10 protein-coding genes are annotated in these 11,148 nt (G+C 62.7%); 6 read left to right on the forward strand and 4 right to left on the reverse strand.

Going from position 1 to position 11,148, the window contains the following annotated elements:
* Positions 1 to 25: 25 nt before the first annotated feature.
* From argS to OEZ71_RS11865, 3 genes are all read right to left on the reverse strand, one after another.
* A complete protein-coding gene (gene argS / locus OEZ71_RS11855; protein WP_263740205.1) occupies positions 26 to 1,768 on the reverse strand; it encodes an arginine--tRNA ligase in 1,743 nt (580 codons plus the stop codon).
* Between the two features lie 149 nt (positions 1,769 to 1,917).
* Entirely contained in the window at positions 1,918 to 3,738 is a 1,821-nt protein-coding gene (locus tag OEZ71_RS11860; protein WP_263740206.1) for a cation:proton antiporter, read from the reverse strand.
* Between the two features lie 3 nt (positions 3,739 to 3,741).
* Complete coding sequence (locus OEZ71_RS11865) at positions 3,742 to 4,449, reverse strand: SDR family oxidoreductase (protein ID WP_263740207.1); 708 nt, start codon at positions 4,447 to 4,449, stop codon at positions 3,742 to 3,744.
* Positions 4,450 to 4,596: 147 nt separating this feature from the next.
* Between OEZ71_RS11865 and OEZ71_RS11870 the strand changes: the two genes are divergently transcribed.
* Positions 4,597 to 4,881 (forward strand): hypothetical protein, encoded by a 285-nt coding sequence (locus OEZ71_RS11870; RefSeq protein ID WP_263740208.1) that lies wholly within the window; start codon positions 4,597 to 4,599, stop codon positions 4,879 to 4,881.
* Between the two features lie 176 nt (positions 4,882 to 5,057).
* Here the strand turns inward: OEZ71_RS11870 and OEZ71_RS11875 are convergent, their stop codons facing one another.
* Entirely contained in the window at positions 5,058 to 6,236 is a 1,179-nt protein-coding gene (locus tag OEZ71_RS11875) for a deoxyguanosinetriphosphate triphosphohydrolase (protein ID WP_263740209.1), read from the reverse strand.
* Positions 6,237 to 6,310: 74 nt separating this feature from the next.
* On the opposite strand from OEZ71_RS11875, the gene OEZ71_RS11880 reads away from it, so the two are divergent.
* The 5 genes from OEZ71_RS11880 (at position 6,311) to OEZ71_RS11900 (ending at position 11,134) form a co-directional block, all read left to right on the forward strand.
* Positions 6,311 to 6,643, forward strand: coding sequence for a HesB/IscA family protein (locus tag OEZ71_RS11880; protein ID WP_263740210.1), 333 nt, complete (start codon positions 6,311 to 6,313; stop codon positions 6,641 to 6,643).
* Positions 6,644 to 6,777: 134 nt separating this feature from the next.
* Positions 6,778 to 8,622, forward strand: a complete 1,845-nt coding sequence (locus OEZ71_RS11885) for an ABC-F family ATP-binding cassette domain-containing protein (protein ID WP_263740211.1) — start codon at positions 6,778 to 6,780, stop codon at positions 8,620 to 8,622.
* 3 nt (positions 8,623 to 8,625) lie between these two features.
* Positions 8,626 to 9,243, forward strand: coding sequence for a MarC family protein (locus OEZ71_RS11890; protein WP_263740212.1), 618 nt, complete (start codon positions 8,626 to 8,628; stop codon positions 9,241 to 9,243).
* Between the two features lie 3 nt (positions 9,244 to 9,246).
* Positions 9,247 to 9,822 carry a retropepsin-like aspartic protease family protein gene (locus OEZ71_RS11895; RefSeq protein WP_263740213.1) on the forward strand — a complete coding sequence of 192 codons (576 nt, stop codon included), beginning with the start codon at positions 9,247 to 9,249 and terminating at the stop codon, positions 9,820 to 9,822.
* 94 nt (positions 9,823 to 9,916) lie between these two features.
* Positions 9,917 to 11,134, forward strand: a complete 1,218-nt coding sequence (locus OEZ71_RS11900; protein ID WP_263740214.1) for an MFS transporter — start codon at positions 9,917 to 9,919, stop codon at positions 11,132 to 11,134.
* Positions 11,135 to 11,148 lie beyond the last annotated feature (14 nt).

Here is an 11,148-nt window from a genome sequence, read left to right on the forward strand (position 1 = left end):
TTTGTTCCGGCGGAGGCGCCTGTTCTCAGCGCATTTCTTCCGCAGGGGTCACACCAAGGATACCAAGACCGGCGGAAATAACAACGCCTGCGGACCGTGCGAGCGCGATTTTGGCCTGAGAAACGCCCGCATCCTCCTGCACGAAGCGCAGAGAGGTATCCTCATTGCCCCGGTTCCAGAGCGCATGGAGGTCGGAGGCAAGTTCGTAGAGGTAGAAGGCGACCCGGTGCGGCTCATGCCCGCGTGCGGCGATCTCCACCAGACGTGGCCATTCGGCGATCTTTTTCGCGAGCCCGATCTCGGCCTCATGCGAGATCTGAGAGAGGTCCGCAGCGCCAAGGGTCGCGTCATCGGCGGCAATTCCGGCCTCGCCTGCCTTTCGGATCACCGAACAGACACGCGCATGGGCGTATTGCACGTAGAAAACCGGGTTGTCCTTCGACTGCTCCAGTACCTTGTCAAAATCGAAATCGAGGGGCGCATCGTTCTTGCGGGTGAGCATGACGAAGCGGGTTACATCGGCACCCGCCCGTTCAACGACATCGCGGAGCGTAACAAAGGTCCCCGCCCGCTTCGACATCTTGAAGGGCTCGCCGTTCTTGTAGAGCTTCACAAGCTGGGTGAGCTTGATGTCCAAAGGCACCCGCCCGTTCGAGAGCGCGGAGACGACAGCCTTCAACCGCTTCACGTAGCCACCATGATCGGCGCCGAACACGTTGATAAGCTGGTCGAAGCCCCGATGCACCTTGTCCCAGTGATAGGCGATGTCAGGGGCGAAATACGTCCACGACCCGTCCGACTTCTTTACCGGCCGGTCCACATCGTCGCCATGAGCGGTGGAGCGGAAGAGCGTCTGTTCACGTTCCTCCCAATCCTCGGGCAGCTTGCCTTTCGGGGGTTCCAGCGTACCTTCATAGATCAGGCCCATGCCACGCAAGGCCTCGATCGCCTCCTCGATCCGGCCCGAGGCGGTGATCGCTTTTTCCGAGGAGAAGACATCCATCGTGACGCCGAGAAGTGCCAAATCCTCACGGATCATCTTCAGCATCGCATCGGTCGCGAATTCGCGAACGTCGGCCAGCCAGTCGGCTTCCGGCTTGTCGAGCAGGCTATCGCCGTAATTTGCCTTCAGCGCCTCGCCAACCGGGATCAGGTAATCCCCGGGATAAAGCCCTTCGGCAATCTCGGGGGAAAGCCCGTTGGCCTCGCGGTAGCGCTCATAGGCGGACCGCGCCAGCACGTCGACCTGTGCGCCCGCGTCGTTGATGTAGTATTCGCGCGTGACGCCATAACCCGCAAAATCAAGAAGAGCGGCCAGCGCGTCACCGAAGACGGCGCCACGCGTATGGCCGACATGCATCGGGCCGGTGGGGTTGGCCGAGACGAACTCGACATTGACCTTCACGCCCTTGCCCATGTCGGACCGGCCGAAATCCCGGCCCTCCGCAAGCGCAGCCTTGACCACGCCCTGCCAGACGGCGGGATCGAGACGCAGGTTGAGAAAACCCGGCCCGGCCACCTCTGCCATTGCGATCCGGTCATCCGCGCCAAGCCGGGCGGCAAGCTTTTCAGCAATCGCGCGCGGCTGCAGTCCGGCCGGCTTTGCAAGCACCATCGCAGCATTCGTCGCCATATCGCCATGCGCGGCATCGCGCGGCGGCTCCACCGCGACATTGGCCATGTCGAGCCCGTCGGGCAGTTCGCCCGCGGCGACCATGGCCGTGAGGCTGTCGATGACGAGCGCGCGGATATCGGCGAAAAGGTTCATGTCTCGGGTCCTTCCATCGCCGCTGCCATGCCAGAGGGCGGATGCGGCGTCAATGCTCGGGCCTTGTTTTGGCCTCGGCTTTGCCTTGGCCGACCAAAGCGGGGTGCCGGCCCCCCGCGTCCCCCAAGGTATTTGGCAACAGAAGAAGATCAGGAGGCTTGCCCGGCAGCCTCCGGCGGAAGAAGAGCAATAGCGCGGGCACCGGTGCCGAGGTTCGGGTCGGTATCGCCTTTGGTCAGCCGAAAGGAACCGGCGGCATCGAGATGACCCACGAGAACGGCCTCGGGGCGTTTTTCGCGCCACTGGCCTTGGGTAAACTCTGCGCTGAGTTTCGTCATGCGGAAAGTCCAGCCCTTGAGCAGCAGGTCTTCGTACCCGTCAAAGCCGCGTCCTTCGCCGAAGGGGCGGCCACCAAGTTGGGTGGGCAATGCATGTCGCGACTTACCGGCTTTGGCCCGCGCAATCTGCCAACAATTGTCACGGCCGAATTCAGGGCCGAAATCGGTGGCGACCAGCGTGTTGTAGGCATCGTTGTCGGTCGCCGCGACAAGGGTCCGATAGCTCAGAAGCTCCACCTGGTGTTCGGCGGCTTCCGACAGGATGTCGCCATAGAATGTCTTGATCCCCGCGGCACGGGCGCGGATCAGATGACCATGGTTCGGATCGGCGATTAGCACAGGCGCACCGGCTTTTTTCAGGCATTCCGCCAAGCCCGTCGTGAAGCGCGAACCGCCGATGAAGAGAATGCCTGGCTGATCGGCCCCCGCCAGCCCCAGATGCCGCGCAAGCGGGGCGAGCCCGAAGCCATGCAGCACGACGGTGGCAAGGACCAGAAGGAAGGCCAGCGGACCGATCAGCGCCCCGTCGGCGATTCCCGCCGCCGCCAGCCGGTCGCCGAAAAGACCCGCCACCGCCACCAGCACGACGCCGCGCGGGCCGGTCGCGGCAATGAGCAAGCGTTCATTCCACGGCAGATCGGTTCCGATCAGCGAGACGAGAACCGTCAGGGGCCGGGCGATCAGCACAACGGCCGCGATAAAAAGCCCTGCCCGCCAGTTGAGCGCGCCGAGTGTCGAGAAATCGAGCGAAGCGGCCAGCAGGATGAAGACCCCAGAGACCAGAAGAATCGTCGCATGTTCCTTGAAGCGCCTGAGTTCCTCGTAACTCGGCAGGTCGGCATTGGCGATGACAAGGCCCATAACGGTAACGGCCAAAAGGCCCGCCTCATGCAACACCGTGTCCGAGAGCGCGAAGGCCAGAAGCAGGACGGCGAAAAGGACAGGCACCTTCATGTATTCCGGCACCCTGCCCCGCCAGAATGCCCAAGACGTGCCATACCCGGCGGCAAGGCCGATCATCGTGGCAAAGCCGATGCCGAGCGCGAGGTGGCCGAAGGCCTCAGACGCCGTGGCGCCGGTATGCAGGACCAGCACGATCTGGAACGCAAGAACCGCCGCCATCGCCCCGATCGGGTCGTTGACGATCGCCTCCCATTGCAGCAGTTGCGCCGGACGACGGGCAAGGCGCGCCTGCCGCAGAAGCGGCGCGATGACCGTGGGGCCGGTCACCACCATGATGCCGCCGAAAACCGCCGAGGCCTCCCATCCCAGCCCTGCGCCGTAACGCAAGGCGAGCGTGGAAAGCAGCCAGCCGAGCGGTGCCCCGATCAGCACGAGGCGCATGACACCGCGCCGCGCATCGCCGAGCTTGTGCAGATCCAGCGTCAATCCGCCCTCGAACAGGATCACTGCGACGGCGAGCGAGATCATCGGCCTTGTGATCTCGCCAATGTCGCGCACGGGGTCGAGCAGACCGAAAACCGGCCCGACGATCATGCCTGCCACCAGCATTAGGACGATGGCGGGCAGGTGCAGCCGCCAGGCGATCCACTGGCTGCCAACGCCGAGCGCCCCAACCAGCGCGAAGGCCATGACCGGGCTCAAGCCTCCGGCGGCCTGTTCAATCGCCATGGCTCAGACCGACCGCGTGATGCCGCCATCGACGCGGATGTTCTGGCCGGTGATGTAGCCGCCTCCTTCTGATGCGAGGAAGGCCACGGTCGCTGCGATCTCTGCTTCGTGCCCATAGCGGCCCATCGGAATGCGGGTGCGGAACTCTTCCTTCTCGGGCAGGCTGTCGATGAAGCCCGGCAGGATGTTGTTCATGCGGATATTGTCGGGCGCGTATTTGTCCGCGAAGAGCTTTGTGAACGCGGCAAGGCCTGCGCGAAAGACACCTGAAGTCGGGAAAGTCGGGTCAGGTTCGAACGTTGCGAAGGTCGAAATGTTGAGGATCACGCCCCCCTTCTGCGTCTGCATATGCGGGGTGACGAGGCGCGCGGGCCGCACCGCGTTCAGGAAATAAACCTCCATCCCCTTGTGCCAGTCCTCGTCCGTCAGATCGAGCACCGGGGCGCGCGGTCCATGACCCGCCGAGTTCACCAGAACGTCGATCCGCCCCCAGCGCTCCATCGTGCCGTCGATCAGCCGCGCGAGATCGTCGTTCGACTGGTTCGACCCGGTGATGCCGAAACCACCCAGTTCAGCCGCCAGCGCCTCGCCCTTACCAGACGAGGACAGGATCGCGACCCGATAGCCATCGGCCGCCAGCCTGCGGGCCGAAGCCGCACCCATACCGCTGCCACCCGCCGTGATCACCGCCACCCTGTCCGAATTTGTCATTGCTGCTCCTTCCGCACGAAACTTTTGGCGAGTTTGATCCGGCCCCGGCGCGGAAGGCAAGGCCATTGGCTGGTTTGGCCGCACCGTGCTGCCATGGTAATCTGCTTAGATTATTTCGGTTTTCACATTGGAAATAGGATTGTTGCCATGGATGAAGTTGTCACCATGCACCAGACCATCGCGCTGGTCGGCGTGATCGGGATCGCCGCCATTGCCCTCTTTCTCGAGGGCTATGTCATGGTCCGCCACAATGTGGCCCTGGCCGAAAACAATATTCGTATCCTGACTGTCTGCCTTGTGATTCCGACCGTGGTGATGATCTCATTCATCCCGGATACGAGCATCGCCGACCGCTCGGCAGTCTACGGTCTGATCGGCACAATCGCGGGCTACATTCTCGGTCGGGCAAAGGATGAAAAGCAGGGCGGGTAGGAAACCTCTAGCACACCAGTGGAGAAGGGTTTTCCGTCCCAAGATGACTGCGTTCCGGTGCGCCGGAAACTTACAAAGTTTCCGGTCCGGTTTCTTTTGAAGAAATCGGGCTCCGCGTCAGGGGGCTGATCTGTGCGACAGGCTCGACTTGGTCCGCAAAAACCCGCCGTTCCCGGTTAGCCGCAGAGCCTCTCGTGTTCCTGTATCGCGAAGCGGTCCGTCATGCCCGCGACATAGTCGAGAACGACGCGCGCAAGTTCGGTCTCGTTCCGCACCCTGGCCACATCGGCGCGCCATTCAGCGGGCAGGAGCGCCGGATCGTTCATGAACAGCGGAAATAGGTCATTGATCATCGCCGTCACCCGCTTGCGTTCCTCGACGACCGAGGGCGCCCGGTACATGCGGGTAAAGAGGAAGGATTTGATCGCTTTCAGGTTCTGGTAGAGCGGCTTGGAAAAGCGGATGATCGGCCCGTCCATGTCGCGGATCGCCTGCGCCGATTGTGGTTGGCTGGAGGTCAGCCGGTTCTGCGCCACGGCGATCACATCCTCAACCATCACGCCGAAAACCCGGCGCAAAGCCTCATGCCGCCGGCGCGTTGGATCTAGGTTCGGGTAGAGCTTGTCCACCTCCTCGAAACAGGGCCCCGTCACCGGCAGCTCCAACAGATCGGCCTCGCTAAACAAGCCCGCGCGCAACCCGTCATGCAGGTCGTGGTGGTTATAGGCAACGTCGTCGGCAACGGCGGCCACCTGCGCCTCGGCCGAGGCATGGGTGTGCAGTTCCAGATCGTACTCCGCGTTGAACTCGGCCAAGGCATATGGCATCTCGCCCCCGTCCTTGACCGCATGCGAACCGCTTGCATGTGGGCCGATGACCGGACCGTTGTGCTTGGCGATGCCTTCCAACGTCTCCCATGTCAGGTTCAGCCCGTCGAAATCGGCGTAGTGGCGTTCCAGCCTTGTGACGATGCGGATCGCTTGCGCGTTGTGATCGAAGCCGCCATAGGGCGCCATGAGGTCATGCAGTGCATCCTCACCCGTATGGCCGAAGGGCGGGTGGCCAAGGTCATGGGCGAGTGCCACCGCCTCGGCCAGTTCGACATTCAGACCCAGCGTGCCGGCGATGGTGCGCGCTACCTGCGCCACCTCGATCGTATGGGTCAGGCGGGTGCGGTAATAGTCGCCCTCATGTTCGACAAACACCTGTGTCTTGTGCTTTAGCCGCCGGAAGGCCGAGGAATGGATGATCCGGTCGCGGTCGCGCTGGAAGGGCGAACGGAAGGTGGACATGCGTTCGGAATAGCGCCTGCCGCGGCTTTCATCGGGCTGGCAGGCATAGGGGGCAAGGGTCATGGTGCCTGTTCTTGTCGTCTTACTCACCCCATCATATATGATGGTCATTGAGGAATTGACACGGGCGATTGCCAATGGAACTGACCCTGCCGCCGAAAGTGACGCCCCGCGCCTTTGCGCGGCTGGCCGAGATCAATGAAGGCACCGGTGAGGCCAAGGCCCTGCGGGTCGCGGTCGAGGGTGGCGGTTGTTCGGGGTTTCAGTATGACATCCGGCTAGACGATCCCGCCCCCGACGATCTGGTTCTGGAAGGCGGCGGCCAGAAGGTGCTGATCGACGCGGTCTCCCTGCCCTTCCTCGCGAACGCTGTCATCGACTTTTCCGAGGAACTGATCGGCGCGCGCTTCGTGGTCGAAAATCCGAACGCCACATCTTCTTGCGGCTGCGGCACCTCTTTTTCCATCTGATCCCACGTCCGCGCCGTCCCGACGCGATGCTTTTTTGGCGCCTGTTTGTGCGGGGACGCCTTCGGTATGAGTATTTCCGGCAAGATGAAGCACATGTGCTTTTCGCCGCCCCAACGCTCTGATATGGCGCGGCCATGCTCAGGATCAGTGACATAACCTATTCCGTAGAAGGCCGCCCCTTGTTCGAGGGCGCGTCCGCGACCGTTCCGACCGGTCACAAGGTCGGACTTGTCGGCGCCAACGGCGCAGGCAAGACCACGCTTTTCCGTCTGATCCGCGGCGAACTTGCGCTCGAAAGCGGGGCGATTTCCCTGCCCGCGCGGGCGAAGATCGGAGGCGTCGCGCAAGAGGTGCCGTCTTCGTCGACCTCGCTTCTGGACACGGTTTTGGCGGCAGATACCGAACGCGCAGTGCTTATGGCCGAGGCGGAAACAGCCACTGACCCGCACCGGATCGCCGACATCCAGCACCGCCTTGCGGATATCGACGCCTGGTCGGCCGAGGCGCGGGCATCGGCAATCCTGAAGGGGCTTGGTTTCGATAACGAAGACCAGCGACGTCCCTGTTCGGACTTCTCGGGCGGCTGGCGGATGCGGGTGGCGCTGGCGGGCGTGCTTTTCGCCCAGCCCGACCTGCTTCTTCTCGACGAACCCACGAACTACCTCGACCTCGAAGGCGCGCTCTGGCTGGAAAGCTATTTGGCGAAGTATCCTCATACCGTCATCATCATCAGCCACGACCGCGGCCTTCTGAACCGGGCCGTCGGCGCGATCCTGCATCTGGAGAACCGCAAGCTGACGTTCTGGAACGGGCCTTACGACCAGTTCGCGCGTCAACGAGCCGAACAGCGCGCGGTGCAGGCCGCCGAGGCCAAGAAGCAGGAGGCACGACGCGCCCATCTGCAAAGCTTCGTCGATCGGTTCAAGGCCAAGGCGTCGAAGGCCGTGCAGGCCCAATCGCGCGTGAAGATGCTGGAAAAGATGACGCCGATCCTTGCGCCAGAAGAGGCGAAGAAGGTCGTCTTCACCTTCCCCGAACCCGAACAGCTTTCGCCACCCATCATCACGATGGAGGGGACGGCGGTCGGTTATGACGGTCCACCGGTTCTGAAGCGACTCGACCTGCGCATCGACCAGGACGACCGGATCGCGCTTCTGGGTAAGAACGGCGAGGGAAAATCAACGCTTTCCAAACTCTTGGCGGGCAAACTTCAAGCTTGCGCAGGCAAGATCGTCCGCTCATCAAAGCTGCGTATCGGCTATTTCGCCCAGCATCAGGTCGATGAACTGCATCTTGATGAAACGCCCTTGCAGCACATCATGCGGCTGAGGCCCACCGAGGGACAGCCCAAATTGCGTGCGCGGCTTGCGGGGTTCGGCCTTGGCGCGGATCAGGCCGATACAGTCGTCGCGCGGCTCTCGGGCGGGCAGAAGGCGCGGCTCTCGCTCCTATTGGCCACGATCGACGCGCCGCATCTGCTGATTCTCGACGAACCGACGAACCACCTCGATATTGAATCGCGCGAGGCGCTGGTTGAGGCGCTGACCGAATATTCCGGTGCGGTCATCCTCGTCAGCCACGACATGCACCTTCTGGGCCTCGTCGCCGACCGTCTCTGGTTGGTCAAAGGTGGCGCGGTCGCGCCCTATTCCGGCGATCTGGAAAGCTACCGCAAGGAGCTTCTGGCGGGCGACGAGACCGAGAAACCGGCCGAGAGGATGAAGGACAAGGCCCCGCGCCCCTCGCGCGACACGATCCTTGCCCTGAAATCAGACTTGCGCAAATGCGAGGAAAGGCTGTCCAAACTGAATGAAATGCGCGACAAACTTGCCGCGAAGCTGGCCGATCCGGAGCTTTACGACCGTCCCGCCGAAGCGGTCGTCTGGCAGAAGAAATACGCCGAGGTGATGGAGGGGCTGGACCGCGCCGAGGCCCTTTGGCTGAAAGCAGCGGAAAAGCTGGAACTGGCGGAGGCCTGAGCGATGGAACTGCAATTCTACATAACCGCCTTTGTCACGCTTTTCGTGATCATCGACCCTCTGGCGCTGACGCCCCTGTTCGTTGCGCTCACGCAGGGGATGGAGGACCGCCGCCGCCGCCGTCTGGCACTGCGGTCCTGCGTCATTGCGATCATCCTGCTTACACTTTTCGGGCTACTTGGCGACAAGATCCTCGCTGTCATCGGCATCACTATGCCCGCCTTCAAGATCTCAGGCGGGATTCTTCTCTTTGTTACCGCGCTCGACATGCTCTTTGAACGGCGCACCCAACGGCGCGAAGGGCAACACGCGGACCCAGATCACGATCCATCCGTTTTTCCGCTGGCCACACCGCTCATCGCCGGGCCGGGCGCCTTTACCACGATGATCCTGCTTGTGAACAATTCCCCTGCCTCGGGCGTGGCCCACACGCTGGCCGTTCATGGCGTGATGATCACAGTCGTCGCCGTGTCCTTCCTCTTCTTCCTCGCCGCCGGGACGATCGAACGCGCTATCGGCCGGACCGGACTGCTGGTCATCACGAGGCTTCTCGGAATGCTGCTCGCCGCCCTCTCGGTTCAGTTCGTCGTTGACGGCGTCAAGGGCACCGGGCTCATCTGAGACATGGACAGCGAAGACCTTCCCCGGCTCATCTATCTCGTTTTGCTCGGCGCGGCGGTCGGAGGCTATTTCCTGATGCAAAACCGCGACCGGCTGGGCAAGACCGCACAGCAGGCGGCAATCTGGGCGCTGATTTTCCTCGGCGCGATCGCCATTGCGGGCGTCTGGGGCGATGTCAGGCGCGGCGCCTATCCGACCGAAGCCGTAGTCAGGGGGAACACTCTGGAAGTCCCGGTGGCCGATGACGGGCATTTCTACCTTGCGGCAGAAATCAACGGCGCCAAGATCCTGTTCGTCGTCGATACCGGGGCAAGCGAGATCGTGCTGAACCGCCGCGACGCCGAACGCGTCGGGCTGGACCCGGACAGGCTGAACTTCTTCGGCAGCGCGATGACGGCGAACGGAATGGTGGAAACTGCCCCCGTCCGGCTGGAGAGCTTCACGCTCGGCGGCCTTACGGACACCAACCTACCGGCTGTCGTGAATGGTGGCGAACTTGATACCTCGCTTCTGGGGATGAGGTATCTCGGCCGCTTCGAGATGACGTTGCGGCCGGACCGGCTGATCCTGAAACGATAGGCTGCCGGAACTGGTGCTGGGGCAGGAGCGACAAATTGTACCCGCGACAAGGTCGCGCTTGCGGAACGCGGTGATGCGGGATTAGGCAGTCAGCATGGAAGTCACTGCCCCCCTGCCCGACTATTCGCACCGAGCAAAGCGAAACGTCTTCGTTCTGATCCTCGCGCAGGCTGTGCTTGGGGCACAGATGCCAATGGTCTTCATCGTCGGGGGATTGTCGGGGCAGATGCTGTCGCCAAATCCCTGCCTCGCCACGCTGCCCATCACAATGATCGTTCTGTCGTCGATGCTGATGGCGACACCTATGTCTGCGCTGATGGGGCGTTTTGGCCGACGGGCGGGGTTTTGGCTCGGCACGACGGGGGGCGCGGTGGGCGCAGCCGTCAGCGCGGCCGGTCTGTATCTGGGTTCGTTCCTGATCTTCCTTGCGGGGTCTTTCCTTACCGGTATCTACATGTCGGCGCAGGGGTTTTACCGGTTTGCCGCCGCCGATACGGCGTCGGACACTTTCCGACCCAAAGCGATTTCCTGGGTTATGGCGGGGGGACTCGCCTCGGCCATCGTGGGACCGCAGATCGCTAAACTCACCACGGACGCCTTGCCTGTTGCCTTCCTCGGCACCTATCTGGCGATCGCGATCCTGAACATTCTCGGTGCGGGGCTCTTCCTTTTGCTCGACATTCCTCGACCGCCAAGGCGGCGCGATGGCGAGCCGATGGGGCGAAGCCGGGCAGAGATGTTGCGCGACCCGACGATCCTTGTCGCGATGATCTGCGCGATGGTGAGTTACGCGCTGATGAACCTCGTCATGACCTCGACCCCGCTCGCCGTCGTCGGTTGCGGATTTGAGGAAGGCGATGCCGCCGATATCGTCTCGGCCCATGTGCTGGCGATGTTCATCCCCTCCTTTTTCACGGGTCATCTCATCGCGCGCTTCGGTCCGCCGGCGGTCATGGGCACGGGCCTTGCCATCCTGGCAGGCGCCGGGGCGGTTGCCCTGTCGGGGGTCGAACTGGAACAGTTCTATGTCGCGCTGATCCTTCTCGGTCTCGGCTGGAACTTCGGCTTCATCGGCGCGACGACACTTCTCGCCTCGGCCCACGCACCCGAGGAAAGGGGTCGGATTCAGGGGATCAATGACCTCGTGGTTTTTGGCGGGGTGACGATGGCTTCGCTGGCCTCCGGCGGCCTGATGAACTGCTCCGGGACGAGTGTTATCGCGGGGTGGCAGGCCGTGAATCTCGCCATGCTGCCGTTTCTGGTTCTGGCGGGCGGGTCGCTGATCTGGCTGGTGCTCAGACCTCGGGGCTGAGGCGGGACCGCGGG

The organism is Albidovulum litorale (genome assembly GCF_025751495.1).
Taxonomy (GTDB): domain Bacteria; phylum Pseudomonadota; class Alphaproteobacteria; order Rhodobacterales; family Rhodobacteraceae; genus Albidovulum; species Albidovulum litorale.

Coding starts and splice junctions, on each gene's coding strand:
- argS (WP_263740205.1), bottom strand. CDS start 1,768: ATGAACCTTTTCGCCGATATCCGCGCGCTCGTCATCGACAGCCTCACG.
- OEZ71_RS11860 (WP_263740206.1), bottom strand. CDS start 3,738: ATGGCGATTGAACAGGCCGCCGGAGGCTTGAGCCCGGTCATGGCCTTC.
- OEZ71_RS11865 (WP_263740207.1), bottom strand. CDS start 4,449: ATGACAAATTCGGACAGGGTGGCGGTGATCACGGCGGGTGGCAGCGGT.
- OEZ71_RS11870 (WP_263740208.1), top strand. CDS start 4,597: ATGGATGAAGTTGTCACCATGCACCAGACCATCGCGCTGGTCGGCGTG.
- OEZ71_RS11875 (WP_263740209.1), bottom strand. CDS start 6,236: ATGACCCTTGCCCCCTATGCCTGCCAGCCCGATGAAAGCCGCGGCAGG.
- OEZ71_RS11880 (WP_263740210.1), top strand. CDS start 6,311: ATGGAACTGACCCTGCCGCCGAAAGTGACGCCCCGCGCCTTTGCGCGG.
- OEZ71_RS11885 (WP_263740211.1), top strand. CDS start 6,778: ATGCTCAGGATCAGTGACATAACCTATTCCGTAGAAGGCCGCCCCTTG.
- OEZ71_RS11890 (WP_263740212.1), top strand. CDS start 8,626: ATGGAACTGCAATTCTACATAACCGCCTTTGTCACGCTTTTCGTGATC.
- OEZ71_RS11895 (WP_263740213.1), top strand. CDS start 9,247: ATGGACAGCGAAGACCTTCCCCGGCTCATCTATCTCGTTTTGCTCGGC.
- OEZ71_RS11900 (WP_263740214.1), top strand. CDS start 9,917: ATGGAAGTCACTGCCCCCCTGCCCGACTATTCGCACCGAGCAAAGCGA.